22 protein-coding genes and 4 tRNA genes are annotated in these 25,941 nt (G+C 61.3%); 10 read left to right on the forward strand and 16 right to left on the reverse strand.

Annotated features, from left to right (window positions below; genetic code table 11):
• Window positions 1–249 precede the first annotated feature (249 nt).
• Window positions 250–1,227 (forward strand): sodium-dependent bicarbonate transport family permease, encoded by a 978-nt coding sequence (locus tag ROG8370_RS09500; protein ID WP_085826853.1) that lies wholly within the window; start codon window positions 250–252, stop codon window positions 1,225–1,227.
• A gap of 4 nt (window positions 1,228–1,231) precedes the next feature.
• Window positions 1,232–1,543, forward strand: coding sequence for a P-II family nitrogen regulator (locus ROG8370_RS09505; RefSeq protein WP_085826854.1), 312 nt, complete (start codon window positions 1,232–1,234; stop codon window positions 1,541–1,543).
• A 106-nt stretch (window positions 1,544–1,649) separates the two neighbouring features.
• Here the strand turns inward: ROG8370_RS09505 and ispG are convergent, their stop codons facing one another.
• The 3 genes from ispG to hemA form a co-directional block, all read right to left on the reverse strand.
• Window positions 1,650–2,780, reverse strand: a complete 1,131-nt coding sequence (ispG, locus tag ROG8370_RS09510) for a flavodoxin-dependent (E)-4-hydroxy-3-methylbut-2-enyl-diphosphate synthase (protein WP_085826855.1) — start codon at window positions 2,778–2,780, stop codon at window positions 1,650–1,652.
• A gap of 104 nt (window positions 2,781–2,884) precedes the next feature.
• On the reverse strand, window positions 2,885–4,129 hold the full coding sequence (locus ROG8370_RS09515) for a helix-turn-helix domain-containing protein (protein ID WP_085826856.1): 1,245 nt from the start codon (window positions 4,127–4,129) through the stop codon (window positions 2,885–2,887).
• Window positions 4,130–4,245: 116 nt separating this feature from the next.
• Window positions 4,246–5,475, reverse strand: a complete 1,230-nt coding sequence (hemA, locus tag ROG8370_RS09520; protein WP_085826857.1) for a 5-aminolevulinate synthase — start codon at window positions 5,473–5,475, stop codon at window positions 4,246–4,248.
• Window positions 5,476–5,711: 236 nt separating this feature from the next.
• Between hemA and ROG8370_RS09525 the strand changes: the two genes are divergently transcribed.
• Together ROG8370_RS09525 and ROG8370_RS09530 are read left to right on the forward strand one after the other, a co-directional pair.
• Entirely contained in the window at window positions 5,712–7,100 is a 1,389-nt protein-coding gene (locus tag ROG8370_RS09525) for a M20/M25/M40 family metallo-hydrolase (protein ID WP_085826858.1), read from the forward strand.
• Between the two features lie 34 nt (window positions 7,101–7,134).
• A complete protein-coding gene (locus tag ROG8370_RS09530; protein ID WP_085826859.1) occupies window positions 7,135–8,004 on the forward strand; it encodes an alpha/beta fold hydrolase in 870 nt (289 codons plus the stop codon).
• A gap of 82 nt (window positions 8,005–8,086) precedes the next feature.
• Here ROG8370_RS09530 and ROG8370_RS09535 read toward each other — a convergent pair.
• The 4 genes from ROG8370_RS09535 to ROG8370_RS09550 all read right to left on the reverse strand — a co-directional run bounded on the left by ROG8370_RS09535 (window position 8,087) and on the right by ROG8370_RS09550 (window position 10,675).
• A tRNA-Asp gene (locus tag ROG8370_RS09535) sits at window positions 8,087–8,163 on the reverse strand.
• 32 nt (window positions 8,164–8,195) lie between these two features.
• Window positions 8,196–8,272 (reverse strand) — tRNA-Asp (locus ROG8370_RS09540).
• A gap of 116 nt (window positions 8,273–8,388) precedes the next feature.
• Window positions 8,389–9,546, reverse strand: a complete 1,158-nt coding sequence (locus ROG8370_RS09545) for a mandelate racemase/muconate lactonizing enzyme family protein (protein ID WP_085826912.1) — start codon at window positions 9,544–9,546, stop codon at window positions 8,389–8,391.
• An 88-nt stretch (window positions 9,547–9,634) separates the two neighbouring features.
• Window positions 9,635–10,675 carry a GlxA family transcriptional regulator gene (locus tag ROG8370_RS09550; RefSeq protein WP_245827297.1) on the reverse strand — a complete coding sequence of 347 codons (1,041 nt, stop codon included), beginning with the start codon at window positions 10,673–10,675 and terminating at the stop codon, window positions 9,635–9,637.
• Between the two features lie 253 nt (window positions 10,676–10,928).
• On the opposite strand from ROG8370_RS09550, the gene ROG8370_RS09555 reads away from it, so the two are divergent.
• On the forward strand, window positions 10,929–11,321 hold the full coding sequence (locus ROG8370_RS09555) for a GFA family protein (protein ID WP_085826861.1): 393 nt from the start codon (window positions 10,929–10,931) through the stop codon (window positions 11,319–11,321).
• Between the two features lie 60 nt (window positions 11,322–11,381).
• Here the strand turns inward: ROG8370_RS09555 and ROG8370_RS09560 are convergent.
• From ROG8370_RS09560 to ROG8370_RS09585, 6 genes are all read right to left on the reverse strand, one after another.
• Window positions 11,382–11,457: transfer RNA gene (locus ROG8370_RS09560), tRNA-Val, on the reverse strand.
• A 94-nt stretch (window positions 11,458–11,551) separates the two neighbouring features.
• Window positions 11,552–12,406, reverse strand: a complete 855-nt coding sequence (locus tag ROG8370_RS09565; RefSeq protein ID WP_085826862.1) for a universal stress protein — start codon at window positions 12,404–12,406, stop codon at window positions 11,552–11,554.
• A gap of 13 nt (window positions 12,407–12,419) precedes the next feature.
• Window positions 12,420–13,910, reverse strand: a complete 1,491-nt coding sequence (locus ROG8370_RS09570; protein WP_085826913.1) for a SulP family inorganic anion transporter — start codon at window positions 13,908–13,910, stop codon at window positions 12,420–12,422.
• 217 nt (window positions 13,911–14,127) lie between these two features.
• Window positions 14,128–16,647, reverse strand: a complete 2,520-nt coding sequence (locus tag ROG8370_RS09575) for a cation:proton antiporter domain-containing protein (protein ID WP_085826863.1) — start codon at window positions 16,645–16,647, stop codon at window positions 14,128–14,130.
• A gap of 178 nt (window positions 16,648–16,825) precedes the next feature.
• Window positions 16,826–16,900: transfer RNA gene (locus tag ROG8370_RS09580), tRNA-Val, on the reverse strand.
• Window positions 16,901–16,920: 20 nt separating this feature from the next.
• A complete protein-coding gene (locus ROG8370_RS09585; protein WP_085826864.1) occupies window positions 16,921–17,364 on the reverse strand; it encodes an HU family DNA-binding protein in 444 nt (147 codons plus the stop codon).
• Between the two features lie 129 nt (window positions 17,365–17,493).
• Here ROG8370_RS09585 and ROG8370_RS09590 point away from each other — a divergent pair, with 129 nt between their 5' ends.
• Together ROG8370_RS09590 and ROG8370_RS09595 are read left to right on the forward strand one after the other, a co-directional pair.
• Window positions 17,494–17,691 carry a hypothetical protein gene (locus ROG8370_RS09590; RefSeq protein ID WP_139838095.1) on the forward strand — a complete coding sequence of 66 codons (198 nt, stop codon included), beginning with the start codon at window positions 17,494–17,496 and terminating at the stop codon, window positions 17,689–17,691.
• Window positions 17,692–17,902: 211 nt separating this feature from the next.
• Window positions 17,903–18,364: a tail fiber domain-containing protein gene (locus tag ROG8370_RS09595; protein ID WP_139838096.1), complete on the forward strand. Its 462-nt coding sequence runs from the start codon at window positions 17,903–17,905 to the stop codon at window positions 18,362–18,364.
• Window positions 18,365–18,562: 198 nt separating this feature from the next.
• Here ROG8370_RS09595 and lon read toward each other — a convergent pair whose 3' ends face one another.
• Window positions 18,563–20,974, reverse strand: coding sequence for an endopeptidase La (lon, locus tag ROG8370_RS09600; protein WP_085826914.1), 2,412 nt, complete (start codon window positions 20,972–20,974; stop codon window positions 18,563–18,565).
• Window positions 20,975–21,209: 235 nt separating this feature from the next.
• Window positions 21,210–22,286: an alkene reductase gene (locus tag ROG8370_RS09605; protein ID WP_085826867.1), complete on the reverse strand. Its 1,077-nt coding sequence runs from the start codon at window positions 22,284–22,286 to the stop codon at window positions 21,210–21,212.
• A 269-nt stretch (window positions 22,287–22,555) separates the two neighbouring features.
• Here ROG8370_RS09605 and ROG8370_RS09610 point away from each other — a divergent pair, with 269 nt between their 5' ends.
• Window positions 22,556–23,428 (forward strand): hypothetical protein, encoded by an 873-nt coding sequence (locus tag ROG8370_RS09610; protein WP_085826868.1) that lies wholly within the window; start codon window positions 22,556–22,558, stop codon window positions 23,426–23,428.
• Between the two features lie 4 nt (window positions 23,429–23,432).
• Here ROG8370_RS09610 and tgt read toward each other — a convergent pair whose 3' ends face one another.
• The gene (gene tgt, locus ROG8370_RS09615) at window positions 23,433–24,563 is read right to left on the reverse strand and encodes a tRNA guanosine(34) transglycosylase Tgt (RefSeq protein WP_085826869.1); all 1,131 of its coding nucleotides are present in this window, start codon (window positions 24,561–24,563) and stop codon (window positions 23,433–23,435) included.
• Window positions 24,564–24,689: 126 nt separating this feature from the next.
• Here tgt and ROG8370_RS09620 point away from each other — a divergent pair, with 126 nt between their 5' ends.
• Window positions 24,690–25,580 (forward strand): SPFH domain-containing protein, encoded by an 891-nt coding sequence (locus tag ROG8370_RS09620; RefSeq protein ID WP_085826870.1) that lies wholly within the window; start codon window positions 24,690–24,692, stop codon window positions 25,578–25,580.
• Window positions 25,580–25,861 carry an NfeD family protein gene (locus tag ROG8370_RS09625; protein WP_170925215.1) on the forward strand — a complete coding sequence of 94 codons (282 nt, stop codon included), beginning with the start codon at window positions 25,580–25,582 and terminating at the stop codon, window positions 25,859–25,861. Before ROG8370_RS09620 ends, ROG8370_RS09625 begins: the two co-directional genes overlap by 1 nt.
• Window positions 25,862–25,941 lie beyond the last annotated feature (80 nt).

Here is a 25,941-nt window from a genome sequence, read left to right on the forward strand (position 1 = left end):
TCTTCGGCGTATCGCAGTATCCGTAATTTACGCCCAATCTCGCGTTGATCCTTGTTCATGAACATCTCCTTCTTCCCAAATCTGGGACGTTAAAAGAAATGTCTCGCGAGTAACGGCATATCTACACAGGCGGAGGCACCAAAACTGCGACACATTGAGCAGGTTGATAGATTTATTGCTCCAAGGGGCTGTGCCGCTCCGATACGCGCCCTATACCCGCCAAAATTCATTTCGGGGACAAAAACGCTCATGTATGAAAGCCTCAGCCTCGCCGCCGACAATCTTTTATCCCCGATCGTATTGTCCTTCGCCCTCGGCCTTGCCGCCGCCCTCGCGCGCTCTGACCTTTCCATCCCCGAAGCCGCGGCCAAGGCCCTCTCGATCTACCTCCTCTTCGCCATCGGCTTCAAAGGCGGGGTCAGCGTCTCGGATCACGGCGTCGACATTCATCTCGGCGCGGCGCTGCTTGCGGGCATCCTGCTCTCGGCATTGCTGCCGCTTCTCGCTTTCGCCCTGTTGCGGATGATGTCGGGCATGGACCGCCTCAACGCCGCTGCCGTGGCCGGTCATTACGGCTCGATCTCGATCGTGACCTTCGTCGCGGCCACCTCTGTGCTGGAAAGCCAGGGCATCGCCGCCGAAGGCTATATGGTCGCCGTCGCCGCCGCGATGGAGGCCCCGGCGATCCTCTCGGCGCTCTGGCTCATCTCGCGCGGCGAGGGCTCGGGGCGGATGGATGCGACCCTCTGGCGTGAAATCCTGCTTAACGGCTCGATCGTCCTCTTGGTCGGGTCTTTCTTCATCGGCTGGATCACCGGCCCCGAAGGTCTCGCCGAAATCAGCAGCTTCATCGTCTCGCCCTTCAAAGGCGTGCTCTGCCTGTTCCTGCTCGACATGGGGCTGGTGGCCGGGCGCGGCCTGCGTCAGGGGCGCGGAACGCTTGGGCTTGGCGCAGTCGGTTTTGGCCTGCTGATGCCCGTTGTCGGCTCTCTGGTCGGGCTGGCTGCTGCGCTCCTGATCGGCCTCTCAACCGGGGGCGTGATGCTGATGATGGTGCTCGCAGCCTCGGCAAGCTATATTGCCGTGCCCGCCGCCATGCGTGTCGCCCTGCCCGAGGCAAACCCGTCGATTTACCTCACGCTCTCGCTTGGCGTGACCTTCCCCTTCAACCTGACCCTTGGCCTGCCGCTTTACCTTGCACTGGCCCAGATGGCGACCGGAGGCTAAGCAAATGCAGACCCACAAAGCCAAACGCGTGGAAATCACCATCGAAAGCGTTATGCAATCGCGCCTGACAGATGCCCTTCGCGATGCGGGCGTCACCGGCTATACCATCCTGCCGGTCCTGGGCGGCTCTGGCCGCTCCGGCGAATGGTCGCGCTCGGGCCAGGTCAGCCGCGCAGGCGGCATGGTTCAGGTCACCTGTATCATCCGCCCCGACCGTCTTGATGCGCTGCTGGATGCGGCCTTTCACGTGGTCGAACGCCACATCGGCGTGGTCTGTGTCACCGATTGCGACGTGCTGCGCGCCGAGCGGTTTTAGAGCATGTCGCCTTCATTCGAATTCACGTGACATGCTCTAAGTATTGATTTCGCATGTTCGATAAGCTCAAAACCGGTTCCCACTTTTGAACAACATGCTCTAGGCTCTACTCGGCCGCGTCCTGCGCGGCGGTTTCCGCCTCGATCTCGGCGGCGCGCTTTTCGACCTGCTCGACGATATGCTCGACCATCTGCGCATTATCCATCCGGTGGCTTTGCTTACCCGCAAGATAGACCATGCCATTGCCTGCCCCGCCGCCGGTAAAGCCGACATCGGTCATCAACGCCTCGCCGGGGCCATTCACCACACAACCGATAATGCTAAGGCTCATCGGCGTCTTGATATGTTCAAGGCGCTGTTCTAGCGCCTCGACCGTCTTGATCACGTCAAAGCCCTGACGCGCGCAACTTGGACAGCTGATGATATTCACACCGCGATGCCTGAGGCCAAGCGATTTCAGGATTTCATAACCAACCTTGATCTCTTCCACCGGGTCCGCCGAGAGGCTGACACGAATCGTATCGCCAATCCCCATCCACAACAGATTGCCCAAACCGATCGCCGATTTGATCGTTCCGCTGGTTAGCCCCCCGGCCTCGGTGATCCCAAGATGGATCGGCGCGTCGGTTGCTTCTGCAAGCTGCTGATAGGCGGCGGCGGCCATGAACACATCCGAGGCCTTCACCGAAATCTTGAACTCGTGAAAATCGTTATCCTGCAAAATGCGGATATGCTCCAACCCGCTCTCGACCATCGCGTCGGGGCACGGCTCGCCGTATTTGTCGAGCAGATGCTTTTCAAGACTGCCGGCATTGACCCCGATCCGCATCGAACAGCCATGATCGCGCGCGGCGGCGATGACCTCTCGCACGCGCTCCTCACTGCCGATATTGCCGGGATTGATCCGCAAACAGGCGGCCCCCGCTTCGGCAGCCTCAATCCCGCGCCGATAGTGAAAATGAATGTCGGCCACGATCGGCACCGGGCTTTCGCGCACGATCTCTTTCAGCGCCTTTGAACTGGCCTCGTCCGGCACGGAAATCCGCACGATGTCGGCCCCGGCATCCGCCGCCGCCTGAACCTGTGCCACGGTGCCCGCCACATCGGTGGTCAGCGTGTTGGTCATCGTCTGCACCGTGATCGGCGCATCGCCCCCGACGGGCACATTGCCCACCATGATCTGTCTGCTTTTACGGCGGTAAATATTGCGCCATGGGCGGATATGGTTCAGCGACATCGCGAAAGCCCCGTCAAATCATGTGAAATCCTACCCCATGACTATCGCGCGCCGCACCAATTCGCAATCTGTCCGCACATCGCCATCACTCATGGGAAACCGCGTTAGTCCTGCGCCGCAAGCGCGGGGCTGGCCGGGGCCAACTGCAATTCGGCGACATAGCGCATCAAATCCTGATCCGCGTTGATATCGGCCACGGCATAGCGCCCCTGAAGCTCTGACGGCGTCAGCGCCAGACCAGAGGTCACGGACCCACGCGGACCGGCGGGGCCGTAATGCTCGCCGTTAACCGCGAAATAAACCGCCCCCGATTCGCCCACCCGCAGGGTCGGCGGCTCTTGCGTGGCGGGCACATCATAGCTTTCGCCGGCGTTCAGGATGCCCTCATAGATCACGCTGCCATCCGCTGCGCGCACCCTGACCCAGGCCGCCCTGACCGCCACAAGGCGCACGTCGGGCATATCGTCGGCCACAACCTGTGGCCGGTTCTGGGTGACACCGCTCACCTCATCAAGCTGCGCCACGGCAAAGCCGCTGTCGCGATCCGCGCTCGGCGTGCCGGGGCTCATCGTACCCACTTCGGCCGGGTTCAGCGTCGAAATCGGTGCATCGCGGGCCACCATCACAGGCACATCAAGCGCCTTGGGGCGATAAAGACGGCTCAACCGCTCATCGCGCGGCGGCTGGAACACACCAGAGGCCTCTGCCGTCGCCGTCGCAGACGGATCACTGACAGAGCCCGCGCTTGTCAGCGGATCGAGATCGGCCAGCACGATGGGGGTATTTTCAACTGGCGCCAACTGAACCTGCTGCACCTGGTTGAGCACGCTCCACCCGCCATAGCCAATCGCCCCGATCAGCGCCACAAGCACAAAGGCAGAGCCGATTGCGCCCGGCTCGATCCGCGACAAAAAGGTGTCCGTCGCCGGCAGAAACGGCGCGTTGGGAGAAATCAGCGGGTCGGATGACTTGGCCGTGACACGCACGGCAGAGGTGCCCGTCTTGCGGATCGACGACGCCTCGGCGGACATGCCATGGGCAATCGAAAAGCCGGATTCCGCACAAAACGCCTTGAACGCCTGATCCGGGTCCATGCCAAGGTAGCGCGCATAAGAGCGCACGTAACCGGGAATAAATCCGGGGGTATCAAAGGCTGTGGGGTCGGCATTTTCAATCGCGGCCACATAGGTCGCCTTGATCCGAAGTTCGCGTTCTACATCAAGAAGGGATTTGCCAAGCGTGGCACGCTCACCCCGCATGAGGTCACCAAGCCGCAACTCAAATGCGTCAAAGCCACGGGCCTCGACGTCTTTGATCTCGGCTGTGCGTGTAAACCGCCGCCCAATCATGCGCTCACTGCCTCTTTGGTTACCTAATGCGTTTTCCCGAACGTCCCGATTCGAGCTTTGCACTTTTCTTTACGCAACCTTAACACAGAGCAAGCGCTATTGCACGTTTTACGGCATTAACCAGCCATCTCGGCGCGATTCAGCGCACAGTGGCTCCAGAGTTCGTCCATCGCATTTACCAGCGCATCCATCTCGTCAGAGCCATGCACCGGCGAGGGTGTAAAGCGCAACCGCTCGGTGCCGCGTGGCACGGTCGGAAAGTTGATCGGCTGCACATACATGCCAAAACCTTCAAGCAACATATCGCTGAGTTTCTTGGTATGCACAGGGTCACCCACAATCACCGGCACGATATGCGAGCCGTGATCGACAATCGGCAAACCCAATCCCTTGAGACGGGCCTTGAGAACTTTCGACTGTGCCTGATGCTGCTCACGCAGTTTTTTGCCCTCGGAGGTCTTGAGAAACGCAACCGAGGCCCTGGCCCCCGCCGCCAGCGTCGGGGCCAGCGAGGTCGAAAAGATGAAACCGGGCGCGTAAGAGCGCACCGCGTCACACATCTTGGCCGAGGCCGCGATATAGCCGCCCATCACGCCATAGGCCTTGGCCAGCGTGCCGTTGATGATGTCCAGACGATGCATCAGCCGATCACGCTCGCAGATACCCGCGCCACGTGGGCCGTACATGCCCACGGCATGCACTTCGTCGATATAGGTCAGCGCGCCGAATTCATCCGCAAGATCACAGATCGCCTCGATCGGGCCAAAATCGCCATCCATCGAATAGATGCTCTCAAAGGCAATCAACTTGGGCGCCTCGGGATCATCGGCGGCCAGCAACTCGCGCAGATGCTCAACGTCATTGTGACGGAAAATCCGCTTGGCACCGCCGTTGCGGCGCACACCTTCGATCATGCTGGCATGGTTCAGGGCATCCGAATAGATGATCAGCCCCGGAAACAACTTGGGCAGCGTGCTGAGCGTGGCGTCATTGGCGATATAGGCGCTGGTGAACAAAAGCGCCGCTTCCTTGCCATGCAGATCGGCCAACTCGGCCTCAAGCCGCTTGTGATAAACCGTCGTGCCGGAAATATTGCGCGTCCCGCCCGACCCGGCGCCGGTGGCATCAAGCGCCTCATGCATCGCCTCAAGAACAACGGGATGCTGGCCCATGCCTAGATAGTCATTGCCGCACCACACGGTGATCGGCTGTTCGCTGCCATCGGGCTTGCGCCAGATCGCGTGGGGGAAATTGCCATTGCGGCGCTCAATATCAATAAAGGTGCGATAGCGCCCTTCCTGATGCAGACGTTCGATTGCGTCGTCCAGCTTGGCAGAATAATCCACTGGCAGTCCCTTCCCTCACCGATGCCGCAGCCCGCCTTTTGCAAAGCGCCCTGCGGGCCGTAGCAGCGTAGCACGCTACTTATTCAATAATACGAATGGATATATAATCCACCCGCTTCTAGCAACAGGCTACAAAATGCCGCCCCCCCCTACCTTGACTTGTGTCAAGTCGCTGGACAGCACCGCAGGGCCTGTTACCCTCGGCTAAAAGCATAAATCAGCATCAAAGGCCAGCCATGTCCCTTTCCGCCGTTCTCGCCCGCATTGACGACCAGCTACCGACCGCCACCGAGCGGTTGATGGGCCTGTTGCGTATTCCCTCGATCTCGACCGACCCGGCCTACCGCGATGCCTGTCAGGACGCCGCCGACTGGCTCGTGGCCGACCTGCAAAGCCTTGGTGTCAAGGCTGAAAAGCGCCCTACCCCCGGTCACCCTATGGTCGTGGGCCATATCGACGGGCCGAGCGATGGCACCGGGCCACACCTGCTGTTTTATGGTCATTATGATGTACAACCCGTTGACCCGCTTGAGCTGTGGAACAGCGACCCGTTTGACCCGCAACTTCAGGACAGCGATCACGGCAAGGTGATCCGCGCGCGCGGTGCCTCTGACGACAAGGGACAGCTGATGACCTTTGTCGAGGCCTGCCGCGCCTATAAGGATGTCACCGGCGCCTTGCCCTGCAAGATCACGTTTTTCTTTGAAGGCGAGGAAGAATCAGGCTCGCCCTCGCTGATTCCCTTCATGCGCGAAAACGCCGACGAACTTTCGGCCGATATCGCCCTGATCTGCGACACCTCGATGGTCGCGCCCGGCGTGCCCTCGATCGCCTCACAACTGCGCGGCATGCTCAAGGACGAATTCACCATCACCGGCCCCCGCATTGACCTTCATTCCGGGCATTACGGCGGCCCCGGCCTGAACCCGCTGCGCGAAATCAGCCGGTTGATCACAAGCTTTCACGACGAAACCGGCCGTGTCGCGGTCGAGGGGTTTTACGAGGGCGTCCACGAGGTGCCCGACGACCTTCTGCGGCAATGGGAAACCTGCGGCTTTGACGAACACGCCTATCTCACCTCGGTCGGCTACACCCAACCGCATGGCGAAAAGGCCTATCCCACCCTTGTGCAGCAATGGGCCCGCCCTACGCTTGAAATCAACGGCCTCTGGGGCGGCTATCAGGGCGCGGGCAGCAAAACCGTGATCCCGTCCAAGGCCCATTGCAAGCTGACCTGCCGCCTCGTCGGCGACATGGACCCGGACGCGCTGCGCGCCAAAGTGCGCAAACACGTCGAGGACCGGCTGTCGCCCGATGTTACAATCGCCTGGGACCAGGATCTCGAAGGCTCCCCGGCTGCGGTGATGAACATCGACCGCCCCGAGTTTGAAAAGGCCCGCGCGGCGCTTTCGGATGAATGGGCGCGCGAAGCGGTCTTTACCGGCATGGGCGGCTCGATCCCGATTGCGGGGTATTTCAAGGAAATCCTCGGGCTCGACGCCATGCTGATCGGCTTTGCCCAGGAAGACGATGCGATCCACTCGCCCAACGAGAAATATAACCTCTCAAGCTTTCACAAAGGCATCCGAAGCTGGGCGCGCGTGCTTGACGCCCTGGCGGGGTGAGCGTGGGTTTCACCCACCCTACAGGTGACCACAAATGACAGTTCCGGGCTTCACCGACCACAAATTCGCCCCCAACGGCGTCGATATCACCTTCTCGCAAGGCGGCTCCGGCCCGGCGTTGCTGATGCTGCACGGCTTCCCCCAGACCCGCGCCATGTGGACACATATCGCGCCGGAGCTTGGCAAGACGCACCGCGTCATTTGCCCCGACCTGCGCGGCTATGGACAATCGGGCAAGCCACAAGACGTGGCTGCCTATGCCTTTCGCGAGATGGCCCGCGACATGACGGCACTGATGGCAGAGCTGGGCCACACCACATTTGACCTCGTCGGCCACGACCGCGGCGCGCGCGTCGCGCATCGCCTTGCGCTTGACGCCCCAAACCGCCTGCGAAGCGTCACGCTGATGGATATCGTCCCGACCCACACCCTGCTCGCCGAGCTGCGCGCCGATGTGGCGCAGGCCTATTACCACTGGTTCTTTCTAGCCCAGCCAGAGCCCTTCCCGGACACCATGATCGCCCATGACCCCGACGCCTTTTATCACGCCTGCCTGTTGGGCTGGGGCGGCGCCAAGCTCACGGATTTCGACGCGGCCCTGCTTGATCACTATCGCCGCGCGTGGCGCGATCCCGACACGATTCGCGGCATGTGCAACGACTACCGCTCCGCTCTGTCGCATGACTTCGCCGATGACGCCGCCGATCTCGACGCGCGCATCGTCTGCCCGACGCTCATCCTCTACGGCGCCGATGGCGCCATGGCGCGGGCCTATGACGTGCCCGCCACATGGGCGCAAAAATGCAGCCAAATGCAGAGCGCCACCATTCCCGGCGGGCATTTCTTTCCCGACACGACGCCGAACGCAACGCTCGCCGCCCTGCGTGCCTTTTTGGCACCCTAGGTTTTCATCGTTCCATAAATACTCAAATCCAAACCCTGCGTCACACGCAGCGCTTGATGGTCTTTAAAAACAAAGGAAAAAATGGCGCGGTTGACGGGACTCGAACCCGCGACCCCCGGCGTGACAGGCCGGTACTCTAACCAACTGAGCTACAACCGCGCATCTTACGTCCGAGGGATAAAAGGCAGCGGTGGCGCGGTTGACGGGACTCGAACCCGCGACCCCCGGCGTGACAGGCCGGTACTCTAACCAACTGAGCTACAACCGCTCACTGCTCGCCCAATCCCTCAGGCGTGTTGCGCTTCTTACGGCGGGCCTGCGCCCCCGTCAAGCGCCCGCAACAGGAAAATTCAACTTTCCCGGCAAGTTCCCATTTCCCCCCGGTTAATGACACTCGGCGCTCGCCGTCAGGTAACGCCCAAGCCCCTCTGGAAGCGCCTCGATTCCAAGCCCCGGAGCATCACTCGCACGCCATTCTCCGCCCTCGCAAACGCCCCCCATCCCGTCAAACGCGCTGCGCAACGGGTTGGGGTTCACATCCACCTCAAGCATGCCATCCCCGCCAACCGCCGCGAGGACCGCCCCCGAGGCCGCAAGCCCTATCCCGCCGCCCAGGAAATGCGGGCAATAACGCCGCCCCTGCGCCAAAGCCCGCTTTGCCACCGCAAAACAGCCGCTTATCCCGCCCCATTTCACCACATCGGGCTGAATCACCTGCAAGGCCCCCGCCGCCGATGCCGCGTCAAACGCCGCCTGCCCCACGATATTTTCACCGCCCGCCAAGGGCATATCCGCCGCGCGCGCAAGCTCCTGCCACTCTTCTTGCGGCGCGAAGACCGGCAAGGGCTCTTCCAACCAGCCAAGCCCTGCCCCGGCGACCGCCTTTACGAAGGCCCGCGCCTGCGGCAAGTCCCAGGCCTGATTGGCATCCGCGCACAGCACCATGCCCTTGGGCAGGGATGCCGCCACCGCCAACAGCTTTTGCGCATCGCCCTGCGCAAAGCCGACCTTGACCTTGAACGCGCCAAACCCGGCCTCCTGCGCGGCGGGGATCAACCGGTCTGCCGCGTCAATCGCGATGCCGCTGGCATAGGTCGGCACCGACGCGGGGGCCCCCTTGCGCAACATCTCGCGCAAGGGTCGACCGGCACGCCGCGCCACAAGATCCCAAAGCGCGATATCAAGCCCCGCAATCGCCTGATCAAACGGGCCCGGTTCGCCGCATTGCACCGCGCGAATGCGGGTCTGGGCACTAAGCCGGTGAAACAGGGCCTCGGGGTCTGCGGCCCTCTGGCCAAGCACCAACCCCGCGATATCGCGCTCGATCAGGGCGACGCGATGCTCGGCACCGGCAGCAGGCCAATTGGCAAACACCTCGCCCCAGCCAAAACAGCCATCGTGATCCTCGACGCGCACAAACACCGCCGGACGGTCGCGCATGACGCCAAAGGAAGTCGCCACCGGCACCTCTATCGGCACCCGATAGGCATAGGCCTCGATCCGGGTGACAGGCGCGGCCCCCTCCTCGTCAGCTCCGGTCATGATGATCCCCCATGGCATGCCTCAAGGGCGCAAACCTGCAATGTCAGGCCGCGCGCCGCAATCGAAAGCGCCAACCTCATCGCACACCTCATGGCGCGCTCCGGCTCTGCTTGGGTGATCGGCCAAATCGCGCGCGGAAACTCTTTGTGAAAACCATCGTCGACGTGAAACCCGATGCCACGGCAACTTCGCTCACCTTCAAATCCGTCTCGCGCAAAAGACCGCGCGCGTGATCAAGCCTTAGATCACGAAAGAACCGATAGGGCGATTTGCCAAGGTATTTGACGAACAAACGCTCCATCTGGCGGCGAGAGCATCCTGCCGCATCGGCCAATTCCTCCATCGTGGGCGGTGCCTCGATCTGCGACTGCATCGCCTTGATCGCGCGCACAAGAAAGGGGTTTCGGGTCTCGATTCCCGTGCTCACCGATGCGCGTTGCGGTGCGTGGTCACTGCGCCGTTGGCTGTAAAGACACATGTCCGCCACGAGACCGGCAAACGCCCCGCCATAGTCGGCCTCGATCTGCTCAAGCATCATATCGGTCGTCCCGACACCACCGCCACAGGTAAAGATCGTGCCATCCACCTCATAGGCGTTCTGCGTCACCTCAATGTCGGGAAATGTCTCCTGAAAGGCGGGCTGATTCTCCCAGTGCAGGGTCGCGCGCCGCCCCTTCAAGAGACCGGCCTGCGCCAGGGCAATTGCACCGGTGCAAATGCCGCCGACGCGGCCCCCGAACCGGGCGTGCTGGCGCAAAAGGCCAAGCAGGTCCTTTGCCCCGGCCCCGACGCGCACGGTCCCGCCACAGACCACAAGATCGGTTTCGCGCGAAAACGGGCCTAGCGATTGGTCGACATTGACCGACATCCCGCAAGAACTTGCCGCGGGCCCGCCATCGCAAGAGGTGACGGTCCAGCGATAAAGCGGCCGCTGTGCCAACTGGTTGGCGATCCGCAACGGATCAAGCGCCGCGCTAAACGCCAGAAGCGTGAAATAGGGCAGCAGGTGAAAGGCAAAGTGGCGGACCGGGCGGACCTCTTTGATTGCAAAAAAGGCCGCGCCTTGCGGGATGATAGCCTCGCGCTGCACCGCCGGGTCACCCATCGCGCAGGACATGAAACCTGTCACGCGCCCACTGCCGGATCAGCGGCTTGCGCTCCCGTCGATCACAACGGGCAGGCGCTCCATGACGTTTATCAACCTTCATCTATTCCCTCGTTTCAGTGTTGCAAAAGACCAGGGCCATGGCACGATCTTATCCCTGTCTCGGCAAAACGCCCATACTCGATCTACGCGATCCGCCATTGGGCATCCGAAACCATGGACGTCCCGCTCAATTGCGCATAGTTTTTCGCTCAATTGCATCGATCGGAGACCAGTCATGGACCAATTCGCGGGCGGTTGCACCTGTGGCGATGTTCGATTTCTGGCCTCGGGGCGCCCCTACCGGGTTGGGCTCTGCCACTGCCTTGATTGCCGCAAACATCATGGCGCACTGTTTTACGCTGCGGCCGTCTTCCCTGCGGATGCGGTGAAAATTGACGGCGCGCCCCGAGAGTACGCCGGGCGGTTTTTCTGCCCGCGCTGCGGATCGTCAGTTTTCGCCCAAAGCGGCAACGAAATAGAGGTTCATCTGGGCGCGCTCGATGCCCCCGACCAACTGACGCCGACCTACGAAAGCTGGGTCATCCGGCACGAGGCCTGGCTGCCGCCGTTTCCCCATCTCAAACAATTCGATCGCGGTCGTGACGACGCAGGGCGCGATGAGGCGTAGGCGAGACGCCGCCCTTGCGCGCGGGCCAGCGGTCACTTGCGGTTCTTGAAAGGGGGGGAATGGTGGGTGATGAGAGGCTCGAACTCCCGACATCTTCGGTGTAAACGAAGCGCTCTACCAACTGAGCTAATCACCCGATTGCGGGCGTCTTAGCCAAGCCCGCCGCCCAGTGCAAGAGGCTTTGTTCACCTTCCTGCAAATCCTTTTGAATTCATCCGTCAAACGCGCATTCAGCGCATCAAAACCACCGGAACCTTGCAGGATCGGATCATCGCCGTGGTGGTCGAGCCGATAATCAGGCTGCGAATGCGGCTATGGCCATAGGCGCCCATCACCAGCATGTCAAAATCCGCCTCTTCCACCAGCTTGCCAAGCGCCGCGTCCGGCTGGCCCGAGACAACGCCGGTCTCGGCCTTGATACCGGCCGCCTCAAGCAGGGCGCGGGCATTCTCAAGGCCTTTCTTGACCTCGGGCGTGGCCGTGCCGACGGTGACCACATGCACCGAGAGCCCCGCGAAAACCGGGCTGCGGGCGATCTGATCCACCGCTTTCATCGCAGAGATGCCACCGTCATAGGCGACAAGCACCTTTTCAATCGGCTCGAATGCGCGCGCGGCCACGACAACGGGCTTGTGGCTGGCGCGCACGATCCGCTCAAGGTTCGATCCCAGATGCCCCTTTGCAAAATCGGCCGCCTCGCCGCGTTTGCCGATCAGGATCATCGCCGCATCGTCCTCGACCTCGGCCACGGTTTCCACGATATCGCCGTGGCGCAGCCGGGTGGTGATCTCGCTCACCCCGGCGCGTTCAAGAATACCGCGCGCATCCTCAAGGATCGCCCGGCCACGATGCGCCACAAGCTTGGCGCGCTGCTCGTCCAGCGCCGCCAGTTCTTCCAGCAAAGCCGTGCGCGCCCCAAGCCGGATCGAACCCGACAAATCGGCATTCTCGGCGCTTTCACGGCGCCCCAGCACATGCAAAAGCTCGACCGGCGCGCCCAAGCGCCCCGCAAGCCAGGCGGCGTGTTCGCAGACCGACGCCGAATAAATCGAACCATCCACAAGCGCGATGATCTTGTCTGTCATGGGTTATCCCCCCTCAATGCGCCATCAACGTATCTATGGCTCCGGGCTTATCATGAATTGCCAGCTTGTCGACGATGGTTTCGCTGGCCTCGTTCATACCGACAATCTCGACCTCGGCACCATCACGGCGGAATTTAAGGACCGCCATGTCGAGCGCCTGAACCGACGAGATATCCCAGATATGCGCCTGGCTCACGTCGATCACCACCCGGTCAAGCGCCTCTTTGAAGTCAAAGGCATTCATGAAATCCTCGACCGAGCCATAGAAAAGCTGCCCTTCCACGCGATAGGTCCGCACCCGTCCATCGCTTGTGATGTCGGTGGTGACCCGGAACAATTGCGCGATCTTGCCGGCAAAGAAGATGCCCGACAAGAGCACGCCCACCAGCACGCCAATCGCAAGGTTGTGGGTGTAAACCACCATCACCACCGTCGCGATCATCACGATCGAGGACGAGCGCGGATGCGTGCGCAGCTCCTTGACCGACGACCAGCTGAACGTGCCGACCGAGACCATGATCATGATCGCCACAAGTGCCGCCATCGGGATGCGGCTTACCATATCGCCAAGCCCGACCACGAGGATCAAAAGGCACACACCGGCCACGAAAGACGACAAACGCCCGCGCCCGCCGGATTTGACGTTGATGATCGACTGCCCGATCATCGCACAGCCCGCCATGCCACCGATAAAGCCGGTCGCCGAATTGGCCAGCCCCTGACCGATGCATTCCTGATTGCGGTTCGATTTGGTGTCGGTCAGATCGTCAACGATATTCTGGGTCATCAGGCTCTCGAGCAGGCCGACAACCGCCACCGCGATCGAATAGGGAAGAATGATCTTGAGGGTCTCAAGGTTGAACGGAATGTCGGGAATCAGAAAGATCGGCAAGGTATCCGGCAAATCCCCCATATCGCCCACCGTGCGCACATCAAGCCCAAGCGCCAGCGTCACCGCCGTCAGCACGATGATCGTCACAAGCGGCGAGGGAATGGCCTTGGTCACAAGCGGGAAAAGGTAAATGATACACAGGCCAGCCGCCACCAGAACATAGGTGATCCAGGGCACAAGGCGCGGATCAAGTTCGGGCAGTTGAGCCATGAAAATAAGGATCGCAAGCGCGTTGACGAACCCCGTCATCACCGATTTCGAGACATAGCGCATCACAAACCCAAGCCGCAAAATACCCGCCCCGATTTGAATGAGGCCAGCAAGAACGGTCGCCGCCAAGAGGTATTCCAACCCGTAATCGCGCACCAGCGTGACCATAAGAACGGCCGTGGCCGCCGTGGCCGCCGAAATCATGCCCGGCCGCCCGCCGGTGATCGCGGTGATCACGGCAATCGAGAAGCTGGCATAAAGCCCGACCTTGGGGTCAACCCCGGCGATGATCGAAAAGGCAATCGCCTCGGGGATAAGCGCAAGCGCCACCACCAGTCCCGACAAGACGTCGCCTCTGATATTTCCCAGCCATTGGCCACGATAGGCATCAAGTGAAATCATGTGAAATCCGTTCCTGACCAAGCCCGCCGCAACCGGCCCTGTCATGTCTGTGCAGTTTTATCGTCGATGGATCGGCGCATTTTAGCGCCGCAAAAGCGCCCAAGGTCACGACCCAGGGGCACCCGTTGATTGGGCGCAGGCTTTAGCCGCCCTGCCCGGCCTTGCCAACCCCATGCGCGCGCATTCCCGCCTTGGCGTGGCCGCAGGGCCGCGCGCCTCAGGCCTTGGGCGCTACCAGATCGGGAATGATATAGGCTTCTTTGCTCAGCCCGCGTTTCTCGGCCGTGGCGCGCACCGCCTCTTGCAGGCTCGCGCTGCGCTTGAGCAGCTTCACAAAGCGCGCCTCATCCAGCACCAGAAGCGTCGAGGGCGCAATCGCGCGCACTTCGGTGCGGCGCGGCTTTTCCATCAGGATCGCCATCTGCCCGAACATATCACCCCGACCAAGCCGCCAGGTCTGGTTCGCGCTCTCAAGCTCGACCGCGCCCGAGGCCACAAAGAACACGCTCTTGGCGGCGGCGTCCTTGCGCACGATCACCTCTTCCTCGTTGACATAGCGCGTGCGCAGCGCCCGCGTCAGGCGCCTGAGGCTGCGCGCATCAAGCCCGCGAAACAGCTTGAACTGGCTCACCAGCTCCGCCTTTTGCACCGCAAGATCAAGCTTGGGGCGCTCTTCGGCCTTAAGACGGCGGGTGTCTATATCCTGAACCAGCGAGGTATAAAGCTCCGAGCCGATCAACCCGTCTTCGCGCATCGCCTCGTATTCGCGCGCCTCAAGGCGCAGCGCGGTGCGCCGGATAAAACGGCGCTCAAGCTCTTCGGCATAGCCGGGATATTGCAGCCGCAGCCCCTCAAGCGCGGTTTCGACACGCTCGACGCGCCGGGTCTGAAGCTCGTGCAGCAATTCAGCCACCCGACGCCCGTGAATGCGCCGGATGCGCTTGTCGATGAACCCGCTCAGATCGCGCAGGATAAGGCGCTGCGACAACAGCACCTCGAAGCGATCCGCCGTCATCCGCGCCAGCGGCCCCGACAGGCCAAGCCGATTGTTGAGGATCACCGCGGCGTGAAACGCCCGATCATAGCGCAGGCTCTTGCGCGCGGCGCGCTGATAGCCGGTGCGCCCGCCACTGCGCGTCGCCTCGATCAAACGATCCGCCTCGCTCAGGATCTGCTCCGAAAGGCGCGCCGAAATCGCCCGCTCGCGGAACCGTGCCAGAATGGTATCGCGCTCGGCCCCCGCAAGCGCAATGAGCCCGAGCGTGATCCGGTCGCGATCCGAGATGGCCGCATCGTCCTCGGCCGCCTTGACCGCGCCATCAAGCCTCTCGCCAAACCGCTTGGCCTCAGAGCGCACGGTTTCCTTGGTCAGCTCGTAATTCTCCGACACCCGCGCCACGTCTTCGCGCACTGTCTGAAGCGCCACCGCGATCACCTGATTGCTCAGCGCGGAATCCAGCGGCGACAGCCGGTCAAGCCCAAGTCGCCCGATCACCCACCGCAGGGTCGTGCCCTGCACCAACAGCGTAAACAGGGTAAAGCCCGTGGCAAGGATGCCGACCAGCCGCTTGGCCTCAAGCGGGACGCGGAAACTCTCGGTCACCGCAAGCGCAAGCGCCAGAGTGACCGCACCGCGCAAACCGCCCCAGAGGATCGCCGCGCGATACGGGCGCTCGACCACCGGCGACAGTCTGACCGCCGACAAAAGCGGCATCAAGCCGAACAGGATAACTGCACGCGCCGCAATCGCCGCCAGCGTCACCACCACGATCAGGATGAAATCGCTCGCCCGCACCTCTTCCAGAAGGCGCGGGATCAACAAGGCCGCAAGGATAAAGATAAGCGCCCCGGCCCAATGCGCCAAAAGGTTCCAGACCTCGCGCAGGTTGGCCCAGGCCTCGGGTGGCAAACGCGCGGGCCCGGTCAGGTTAAGCGTTAGCCCCGCCGCCACCACCGCGATCACGCCCGAGGCGCCCACGCTCTGCTCGGCCCCGATATAGGCGAGATACGGCAGCGCGACCGAGACCGAAATCAAGGCCAGCTCGTAGCGCGCGAAAAGCGCCATGATCCAGACCGCGATCCGCGCCGCCAGCCAGCCCACCACCGCGCCCCCCGCGATCAGGACCGGAAACTGCGCCAGGGCATCGCTGAGCGTCGGGTCGGGCATGCCGAGGCGAACAAAGCCCATGAACAGGCCAAAAAGCGCAATCGCCGCCGCGTCATTCAACAGGCTCTCGCCCTCGATGATCCGCGACAACCGCCGCGGCGCCGAGATCGAGCGGAAAATCCCGACCACCGCCGAAGGGTCGGTCGTGCTGACAATCGCGCCGATCAAAAGACAGGCCGCAATCGGCAAGGTACTTGCCCAGGCAAGCGCATAGCCAACCGCCAGCGTCGCCACCACGACCGCCACCACAGCCAGCACCAGGATCGGCACCCAGTCATCCAGCATCCGGCGCGGGTTGACCCCAAGCGTGACCTGAAACAACAGCGTCGGCAGGAACACGTACAAGAACACGTTCGAGCGGATCGGCAACGCCAGAATCGCCTCGGCCACCGGATTGAGGGCGTCGGTGATATCCGTGCGCAGGAAAAAGATCGCCGCCGCCCCGATCAACATGCCAAGGCAGGCCAGGATCACACTGTAAGGAAGGCGCAGCCGCGCCGCCAACGGATCAGCCGCGGCTATGACAAGAAACAGCGATGCGATGATCGTGGTGACAAGAACAATATCCATAGGCCTGAAATAGCTCAAAAATCAGCGGTATGTAATCACGCTTATAAGGATTACACGCCCGCGCACCCTCGCCTGCGCCGTTTCTCGCCACAGGCACGCAAAAAGGCCCGATCGCCACGCAATCAGGGCCTCCGCGCAGGGTAATCGTGCGGGCACTTAGCGACCAAAGGGGTTAAAATGGTGGGTGATAAGGGATTTGAACCCCTGACATCTTCGATGTGAACGAAGCGCTCTACCACTGAGCTAATCACCCGCCGTGGCCGGTTTCTAGCGTCAGTCCGCGCCCTGTGCAACCTGATCTTTCATGGGATCTTCCTCGCCGCCACCCGGCCCGCTGATCACGCTCGCGCCACCGGCTTTGGGCTGGCGTATCTTGGCGACGATCACCCGCGCATTGGCCATTTCCTTGATCCGGTTCAGCTTGACCTTGCCGAGGGGCTGAAGGTTCAACTCACGACCTTCCGCCAGAGCTTCGCCGAGAATTTCCAACACTGCCTCGACCACCGGCTTGGCGAGTTTCTTTTTGACATCTGTGCGGGTGACGACCTTGTCCAGAAGCTCTTGTTTCTTGAGTTCGGGCCCCGCGTCAGGGGTCATGTTTTCCGAAACGACAACGGGAGTGATGCTCTCTGCTGGATCCGCTTTTGGCGTGGGTGCGGGGGGGCTTGCCTTGGCGCTGGCTTGACGGCTTGCGGTTGTGCTGCGTCGCGTGCTCATTTGATGCCTCAATTGTTTGTTTTATGGAAACAATCTAGCGCGCGAGCGACGAAATTACCAGCAACAGTTGACGAAACGGCACCTTGGGATCAAAATTGTTGCCTAACTTTTCAGACTTGCGGATTGACCATGACAAGGACCATGACCGCCGCCATTATTGGCCTGAGCCTTTTGAGTGCACCCGCCCTTGCCAGCGGTCTTGCCGATCCGGTTGTCGCGCCCGAAGTGGTCGCCGCAGAGGCCACCGCATCCTCCGGTTCACTCGATAGCGCGATCCCGGCGTTGTTCGCCATTCTGGTGCTCCTGCACCTCGCCGGCGCGCTCTAACCACGCCACGCTCGCGCATCGCATGCCACATCTGTCGCCCCCACACGGGCGCCGGAAAAAGACCCGTTTTCGCGCAGCCCTTTTCAAAAACTTCCAAATTTGCCCATCTTATGTTATTTTCAAACCCATCCGTGGGCGGTTTTGTTTTTTTCGACCAATCGTGACAGATTTTGTATTTTTTCCGCCAATGGATTTTTTCTGGGGGAATACCATGAAAAAACTACTTATCTCGACATTTTTTGCCTCAACGCTTGTGCTGACAGGCATGGCGCAGGCGGCGGAAAAGGCGCGTGTCAGCGCCAAACAGGTCCGCAGCGCGGCAACCGTTTCCTCGCAGGGCTCTGTCGGAAGCGCGGGTCCCGAGGTGGTCGTTCTGATCATCATGGCCATCGTCTTTATCACAGCACTCGTTTTCTCAGGCGGCAGCAGCGCAGGGACCTACCCGGCAATGATGAGTGACGAACGCCTGAAAACCGACATCAAACGGGTGGGCACCTCGCCCGATGGCTTTGGGATTTACCAATTCCGCTACAAGGGCCACGCCGAGCTTATCCAAGGCGCCATGGCCCAGGACGTGCAGCGTCTGCGCCCCGGTGCCGTCAGCCGCCACAGATCCGGTTTCCTGATGGTGGATTACGGGCAGATCGACGTCGCCCCGCGCCTAATCGACTAGAGACTGTCACGTTCGCTCAAAAATCACGCGACACCCTCTAACGGAATGATGTCGCAAGTTCGAAAATCTCAAAACCGGTTCCCACTTTTGAGCAACATGCTAACGGAATGATGTCGCATGTTTCAGGGTGGCCTTGCCAAACGAAATGCGGCGCAGGGCCTCCCCTGCGCCGCACCTCATTTTCCTGAACGACCCCGCCTAGTGCGCGGTGGCACCTGTGCCCTCGCCGCCCCGCTTGATCGCGGCCTCGGCTGCGGCGGCCTCTTCGGCGGCCTCGTCCCATTCGACCGGCTCTGGTGCGCGCACCAGGGCCAGCTTGAGAACGTCACGCACGTGATCGACCGGAATGATATCCAGACCCTGTTTGACATTGTCAGGGATCTCGACCAGGTCCTTTTCGTTCTCGCGCGGGATCAGCACGGTCTTGATGCCACCACGCAGCGCCGCCAGAAGCTTTTCCTTCAGCCCGCCGATGGGCAGCGCATTGCCGCGCAGCGTGACCTCGCCGGTCATGGCGATATCCTTGCGCACCGGAATACCGGTCAGCACCGAAACGATCGAGGTCACCATCGCAAGCCCAGCGCTTGGGCCATCTTTCGGCGTCGCGCCTTCGGGCACGTGCACGTGGATATCCCACTTTTCGAACTTGGGCGGCTTGACCCCGATTTCGGGTGCAATCGAGCGGACATAGCTTGACGCCGCATCAATCGATTCCTTCATCACGTCGCCAAGCGTGCCGGTGGTTTTCATCCGGCCCTTACCCGGCAGGCGCAGCGCCTCGATGTTCAAAAGCTCACCACCCACAGAGGTATAGGCAAGCCCGGTGACAACACCGACCTGATCGCTTTCCTCGGCCAGACCGTATTTGTACTTTCTGACCCCAAGGAAATCGCTGAGGTTCTCAGAGGTCACCCTGATCTGCTTGTCCTCGCCCTTGATGATCCGGGTCACGGCTTTGCGCGCCACCTTGGCGATCTCGCGCTCAAGGTTCCGCACACCGGCCTCGCGGGTGTAATAGCGCACCATATCGGTCAGCGCATCATCGCTCAGCTCGAACTCGCCCTTGCGAAGGCCGTTGTTCTTGACCTGCTTGTCGATCAGGTGCTGCTTGGCGATCTCGCGCTTTTCATCCTCGGTGTAGCCCGCCAGCGGAATGATCTCCATCCGGTCCAGAAGCGGCCCCGGCATGTTGTAGGAGTTCGCCGTGGTCAGGAACATCACGTCCGACAGGTCATATTCGACCTCAAGATAGTGATCGACAAAGCTGCTGTTCTGCTCGGGATCGAGCACCTCAAGCATGGCGCTCGCCGGATCTCCGCGGAAATCCTGCCCCATCTTGTCGATCTCATCCAAAAGGATAAGCGGATTGGTGGTCTTGGCCTTTTTCAGCGCCTGAATGATCTTGCCCGGCATCGAGCCGATATAAGTGCGCCGGTGACCGCGAATTTCGCTCTCGTCACGCACGCCGCCAAGCGAAATGCGGATGAATTCGCGCCCGGTGGCGCGGGCCACCGATTTGCCAAGGCTGGTCTTGCCCACACCCGGCGGGCCGACAAGGCACATAATCGGCCCCTTGAGCTTTTTGCTGCGCTGTTGCACGGCAAGATACTCGACGATCCGTTCCTTCACCTTGTCCAGACCATAGTGGTCCTTGTCCAAAACGCTCTGCGCGCGGCTCAGGTCTTTCTTGACCCGGCTCTTCACGCCCCACGGGATCGACAGCATCCAGTCGAGATAGTTGCGCACAACGGTTGCCTCGGCGCTCATCGGGCTCATGTTCTTGAGCTTCTTGAGTTCGGCATCCGCCTTTTCGCGCGCCTCTTTGCTCAGCTTGGTCTCGGCGATCTTCGCCTCAAGCTCGGCCACTTCGCCTTCGCCCTCTTCGCCATCGCCAAGTTCCTTCTGAATGGCCTTCATCTGCTCATTCAGATAATATTCGCGCTGTGTGCGCTCCATCTGGCTCTTGACGCGGGTCTTGATCTTTTTCTCGACCTGCAAGACACTCATTTCGCCCTGCATCAGGCCATAGACCTTTTCAAGACGCTCGCTCACGCTCAGCGTTTCAAGCAGGTCCTGCTTTTTGTCGACCTCGATACCAAGATGCCCGGCCACCAGATCGGCAAGCTTTGCGGGCTCTTCAGAGTCGGTGACGGCGGCGAGCGCCTCGTCGGGGATGTTCTTTTTGACCTTGGCATAGCGCGCGAATTCATCGCCCACCGTGCGCAACAGCGCCTCGATGGTGGTGGCATCGCCCGGCATCTCGGTGAGATACTCGGCGCGCGCCTCGAAGAAATCATCATTCTCAAGGTATTCGGTGATCCGCACCCGCGCCACACCCTCAACCAGCACCTTGACGGTGCCATCGGGCAGCTTCAGCAGTTGCAACACGTTGGCCAGCACACCGGCACGGTAAATACCGGCCTCGTCCGGGTCATCAATGCCCGGGTCAATCTGACTGCTCAGAAGGATTTGTTTGTCGTCCTGCATCACCTCTTCCAGCGCGCGGACAGATTTTTCACGCCCGACAAAAAGCGGCACGATCATATGCGGGAAAACCACAATATCGCGCAACGGCAGCACCGGGTAAGAGGCGTTCAATGGCTCTTGCATCATCATTTCCTGTTCTTGGCAAAAAGGCACTGGCCCTGACTATGCAGCAACCTCGGCCTTCTCCGTTTCACTGATGTTAATTTGGGGCACATCGACCCCGATTTCAACACGCGCTCCCCAGAATGCCCGTCCCGGCCCGCGGGGGCAAGGGCACAATAGGCAGGTTTTATAGCAAATGCCGCGCCCGAGGGTCAGGCGCGGCATGAAAGCGGTGTTATCCCAGGCAGAGCCCGCCCTAGGCGGCCTCAAGGCTTGGGTAATCGGTATAGCCCTCACGTCCGCCGCCATAATAGGTATCGCCATCGCCCTCGTTGAGCGGCGCATTGACGCGCAGCCGCTCGGCCAGATCGGGATTGGCGATATAGGGCCGCCCAAAGGCCACCAGATCGACCTTGCCCGCATCAACCCGCGCCATGGCAAGATCGCGGTCATAGCCGTTGTTGGCCATGTAAACCCCTTTCCAGAGCGCGCGCAGCGCATCAAAGCCGCCCTCACGCTTGCCACCGGTCTGACCCTCGACAAGGTGCAGATAGGCCAGCGGATAGGCGTTCAGCCGCTCGACCACATAACCGAACGTCGTATCCGGGTCGCTGTCTTCGGCATTGTTGGCCGCCGAGAACGGCGAGAGGCGCAGGCCGATCTTATCGGCGGGCCAGACTTCCGTCAGCGCATCAAGCACCTCGAACAACAGCCGCGCGCGGTTCTCGACCGAGCCGCCATAGGCATCCGTCCGCGTGTTGGTGCCATCCTTGAGGAATTCATCCAGCAGATAGCCATTGGCCGCGTGAAGCTCGATCCCGTCAAAACCCGCCTCTTTGGCGCATTTGGCGGCATGCACGTAATCGGCGAGGATGCGCGGCATCTCATCCAACTCAAGCGCGCGCGGCTCCGATGTTGTGGCGGGGCCTTCCTTGGTAAAGGTCGGCGCCTCGGCGCCAATGGCAGAGGGCGCAACCGGCGGCTGACCGTTTGGTTGCAGCGACACATGGCTGATCCGGCCCACATGCCAAAGCTGGATCACGATCTTGCCCCCCTCTTCATGCACCGCATCGGTCACCTTCTTCCAGGCGGAAACCTGAGCAGGCGTGTGAATGCCGGGCGTCGCGACATAGCCCTTGCCCTCGGCCGAGATTTGCGCGGCCTCGGTGATGATAAGCCCGGCACCGGCGCGCTGACGGTAATACTCCACATGCATGTCGGACACTTCGCCGGTGCCATCATCGGCGCGGTTGCGTGTCAGCGGGGCCATCACGATCCGGTTGGCCAGCTCAAGGCTGCCTGCTTTGGCGAAGGAAAATAGCTTGTCTGTCATGGGGACGCTCCTGCGTTTGATCCGTATTGCGCCGGGATGCATGTCTGTATGCCCCCGGCCTTGGATCATACCTAGGCACGACGCGCCCCGGCCCCAAGGGGCAGTCCCTGTCCCCCAGTCCACAGCACGCCTTGCAGAAATGCACAGATCCGACCGCTTGACAGGGTGATCGTGACAAAATGCCAATGATTTAACCCCAAGCCGCCCATAAAGCGCCCAAAACACGCCGCAGACTGTCGTGGTATTTACCGTCTTTGAGGCCCGGTTTCATGTTTGCACGCATCGCCCGCCAATATCGGCGGTTTCTGTTCGGCGGCCTGTTTGTCTCGCTCTTTATGGGGTTGGCCGTGCTCTCGGGCACCGTGGACTGGCCCGCAGAGATGTCCCGCCCGATCATCGGCACGCTGACATGGGGGATCGTGCTTATCCTGATCATCGGGATTCCGATCGTGGTGCTCAGCCTGTTGTTGCCGGGATTGCTGCCGCTGATCGAACTCTGGCTGATCACGATCCTCGTGCTTTGCCTGATCGACCCGCTTGTGCGCCCCGTCATCACCGGGTTCGGCCTGCCCGGCTGGAGCTATTGCATCCTGCTTGGCGCAGCCTTTCTGGTGGTTGAACGCTCGCTTTACGGGCCGTGGCTGGCCAATCTGTGGCGGCGCAACATGAAAGCGCATAGCGCCACCCTCACCGTGCCCGGCACGCCCGAAGAGATCTGGCGCAAGCTTTATCCAGACACCGCCCATAGCGAGAGCTTTTTCTGGCCCGGCGCCAGCTTTCCGCCCGCCCCGGACGGCAGCGACGCGGATATGCTGATGCGCCTGCCGCGTCATCACGCGGCCAAGGATGCATTCTTTGAGCTGCACATCAAAGAAGCCCGCGCGCCCGATCATTTCCTCTATGAGGTCCGCCCCCTGCCCGGGTGTGAAGACCCCCGTCAACGCATCGAGGTCAAGATCACCCCTCTGGACGAGACCCAAAGCCGTGTCACCTATACCCAGCAATTTCTGGACCTCTCCTTTGGCAAGCGGCTGTTCTTTTACCTCCACAACGATTTCCGCGACACATTGGCAAGCCTGCGTGCGCGGCTTTCAGGGCACAAGGACCGCTCGATTCAGGGCAGCCAGATGCTGTGCAGCTAGGCATTCAGAGCAGTTCGATATCACCCTCGGCGCGCCCGGCGTGAAACCCGGCTTCCCACTGGGCAAACGTGCCCTGCGCAATCGCCTCGCGCATGCCTGCCATGATATCCTGAAAGTAATGCAGGTTGTGCCAGGTCAGCAGCATCGAGCTGATGATTTCCTGGCTGCGGAACACATGATGCAGGTAAGCGCGCGAATAGTGGCTGCACGCCGGACAGCTACAGGCCTCGTCAATCGGGCGCGGATCATCCTGATGGCGCGCGTTCTTGATGTTAAGCACACCGCGGCGGGTAAATACCTGGCCGGTGCGCCCCGAACGGGACGGCAATACGCAATCCATCATGTCGATGCCGCGCTTGACCGCGCCGACGATATCATCGGGCTTGCCCACTCCCATAAGGTAACGCGGCTTGTCCTCGGGCAGGAACCCCGGCGCGTAATCGAGCACGCCGAACATCGCCTCTTGCCCCTCGCCAACGGCCAAGCCGCCAACCGCATAGCCGTCAAAGCCGATGGCCTTGAGCGCCTCGGCGCTTTCCTCGCGCAGCTCGGGCGTGACGCCGCCCTGCATGATCCCGAAGAGCGCATGACCGGGGCGATCCCCAAAGGCCTCTTTCGACCGCTCGGCCCACCGCATCGACAAGCGCATGCTTTCGGCGACGGCCTTATCCGTGGCCGGAAGCGCCGGGCATTCGTCAAAACACATGACGATATCGCTGCCCAACAGCTTTTGGATCTCCATCGAGCGTTCGGGCGTCAATTCGTGCTTTGAGCCGTCGATATGGCTTTTGAAGGTCACACCCTTTTCGGTGAGCTTGCGCAGCCCGGCAAGGCTCATCACCTGAAAGCCGCCGCTATCGGTCAGGATCGGGCGATCCCAGTTCATGAACTTGTGCAACCCGCCAAGCCGGTCAATCCGCTCGGCGCCGGGGCGCAGCATGAGGTGATAGGTATTGCCCAAGAGGATATCGGCCCCCGTCGCGCGCACGCTTTCGGGCATCATCGCCTTGACGGTCGCCGCCGTGCCCACCGGCATGAAGGCCGGCGTGCGGATCTCGCCGCGCGGCGTGGAAATCACCCCGGTGCGCGCAAGCCCGTCACTGGCCTGCATCTCGAAACTGATCCGCGCTGTCATAATTTGACCCCTATCTACTTTTACCCCCCCTTAAAGCGATTTACCCCAGCTTGTAAAACGGCCAAAAGCGGCACATCTACAAAAAGGGCCGCAAGCGGCGGGTCGCGTGAAATTTTGAGGTGCTGAATGTTAGAAGACCAAATCATCGACCTGCTGTCGTCCAACCTGCTTTATATCCTGCTGGCCGCGCTGGTCATCATCACCGTGCTGCGCAGCGTCAAGATCGTTCCGCAGTCCGAGCAATACGTGATCGAGCGCTTTGGCCGCCTGCATGCCGTCCTTAAACCCGGCATCAACATGATCGTGCCGTTTCTGGACAAGGCCGCGCATCGCATCTCGATCCTTGAACGCCAATTGCCGACCGCCGGTCAGGATGCGATCACCAAGGACAATGTGCTTGTGCGCGTCGATACCTCGGTGTTTTACCGCATTACCGAGCCTGAAAAGACGGTTTACCGGATTCGCGACGTCGATGCCGCCATCGCCACCACCGTGGCCGGCATTGTGCCCGCCGAAATCGGCAAGATGGATCTCGACGAGGTGCAATCGAACCGCAACGAAATGATCTCTACCATCAAACAGCTGGTCGAAAGCGCCGTCGACGACTGGGGCATCGAGGTGACACGCGCCGAAATCCTTGACGTGAACCTTGATCAGGCCACCCGCGACGCGATGATGCAACAGCTTAACGCCGAGCGCGCCCGCCGCGCGCAGGTAACCGAGGCCGAAGGCGCCAAACGCGCCGTCGAACTTAACGCCGACGCCGAGCTTTACGCCGCCGAACAGATCGCCAAGGCCCGCCGTATCGCCGCCGACGCCGAGGCCTATGCCACAAGCGTCGTCGCCAAGGCCATCGCCGAAAACGGCGTCGAGGCCGCGCAATATCAGGTCGCCCTGAAACAGGTCGAGGCGCTCAATGCGCTTGGCGCAAGCCCGTCATCATCCACCATCCTCGTGCCCGCCAACGCGCTTGACGCCTTTGGCGACGCCTTCAAGATGCTGAAAGGCAAGGCATAATGCTGGGCGGGGTGGCACTCTGGTCGCTCTGGTGGGTCTGGCTTGCCGCCGCCCTTGCGCTTGGCATCTTTGAGGTGCTTGCACCGGGGTTCATCTTTCTCGGCTTTTCCATCGGCGCGGCGCTTGTCGGGCTTTTGCTTTTGACCCCGCTCACACCGGGCTTTGCGGCACTGCTGGCGATTTTCGCGGTGCTTTCGCTGATTGCATGGCTCGTCCTGCGCCGGTTTTTCCGCGCGCCGGGCGGCAACGTCCGCAGGGTCGAGACCGACATCAACGACTAGGCCGCCCCGAAGGCCACGCTTGAATTCCCCCGCCATCCGTGATGTGACTGAGCGCCCAAAGGCGTAACATTCCGCACATC

Origin of the sequence: Roseovarius gaetbuli (assembly GCF_900172365.1) — a bacterium.
Lineage (GTDB): Bacteria > Pseudomonadota > Alphaproteobacteria > Rhodobacterales > Rhodobacteraceae > Roseovarius > Roseovarius gaetbuli.

What these genes read in the sequence shown, in the direction of transcription:
- ROG8370_RS09500 (WP_085826853.1), top strand. Translation starts at nt 250, where the DNA reads ATGTATGAAAGCCTCAGCCTCGCCGCCGACAATCTTTTATCCCCGATC.
- ROG8370_RS09505 (WP_085826854.1), top strand. Translation starts at nt 1,232, where the DNA reads ATGCAGACCCACAAAGCCAAACGCGTGGAAATCACCATCGAAAGCGTT.
- ispG (WP_085826855.1), bottom strand. Translation starts at nt 2,780, where the DNA reads ATGTCGCTGAACCATATCCGCCCATGGCGCAATATTTACCGCCGTAAA.
- ROG8370_RS09515 (WP_085826856.1), bottom strand. Translation starts at nt 4,129, where the DNA reads ATGATTGGGCGGCGGTTTACACGCACAGCCGAGATCAAAGACGTCGAG.
- ROG8370_RS09525 (WP_085826858.1), top strand. Translation starts at nt 5,712, where the DNA reads ATGTCCCTTTCCGCCGTTCTCGCCCGCATTGACGACCAGCTACCGACC.
- ROG8370_RS09530 (WP_085826859.1), top strand. Translation starts at nt 7,135, where the DNA reads ATGACAGTTCCGGGCTTCACCGACCACAAATTCGCCCCCAACGGCGTC.
- ROG8370_RS09545 (WP_085826912.1), bottom strand. Translation starts at nt 9,546, where the DNA reads ATGACCGGAGCTGACGAGGAGGGGGCCGCGCCTGTCACCCGGATCGAG.
- ROG8370_RS09555 (WP_085826861.1), top strand. Translation starts at nt 10,929, where the DNA reads ATGGACCAATTCGCGGGCGGTTGCACCTGTGGCGATGTTCGATTTCTG.
- ROG8370_RS09565 (WP_085826862.1), bottom strand. Translation starts at nt 12,406, where the DNA reads ATGACAGACAAGATCATCGCGCTTGTGGATGGTTCGATTTATTCGGCG.
- ROG8370_RS09570 (WP_085826913.1), bottom strand. Translation starts at nt 13,910, where the DNA reads ATGATTTCACTTGATGCCTATCGTGGCCAATGGCTGGGAAATATCAGA.
- ROG8370_RS09575 (WP_085826863.1), bottom strand. Translation starts at nt 16,647, where the DNA reads ATGGATATTGTTCTTGTCACCACGATCATCGCATCGCTGTTTCTTGTC.
- ROG8370_RS09585 (WP_085826864.1), bottom strand. Translation starts at nt 17,364, where the DNA reads ATGAGCACGCGACGCAGCACAACCGCAAGCCGTCAAGCCAGCGCCAAG.
- ROG8370_RS09590 (WP_139838095.1), top strand. Translation starts at nt 17,494, where the DNA reads ATGACAAGGACCATGACCGCCGCCATTATTGGCCTGAGCCTTTTGAGT.
- ROG8370_RS09595 (WP_139838096.1), top strand. Translation starts at nt 17,903, where the DNA reads ATGAAAAAACTACTTATCTCGACATTTTTTGCCTCAACGCTTGTGCTG.
- lon (WP_085826914.1), bottom strand. Translation starts at nt 20,974, where the DNA reads ATGCAAGAGCCATTGAACGCCTCTTACCCGGTGCTGCCGTTGCGCGAT.
- ROG8370_RS09605 (WP_085826867.1), bottom strand. Translation starts at nt 22,286, where the DNA reads ATGACAGACAAGCTATTTTCCTTCGCCAAAGCAGGCAGCCTTGAGCTG.
- ROG8370_RS09610 (WP_085826868.1), top strand. Translation starts at nt 22,556, where the DNA reads ATGTTTGCACGCATCGCCCGCCAATATCGGCGGTTTCTGTTCGGCGGC.
- tgt (WP_085826869.1), bottom strand. Translation starts at nt 24,563, where the DNA reads ATGACAGCGCGGATCAGTTTCGAGATGCAGGCCAGTGACGGGCTTGCG.
- ROG8370_RS09620 (WP_085826870.1), top strand. Translation starts at nt 24,690, where the DNA reads ATGTTAGAAGACCAAATCATCGACCTGCTGTCGTCCAACCTGCTTTAT.
- ROG8370_RS09625 (WP_170925215.1), top strand. Translation starts at nt 25,580, where the DNA reads ATGCTGGGCGGGGTGGCACTCTGGTCGCTCTGGTGGGTCTGGCTTGCC.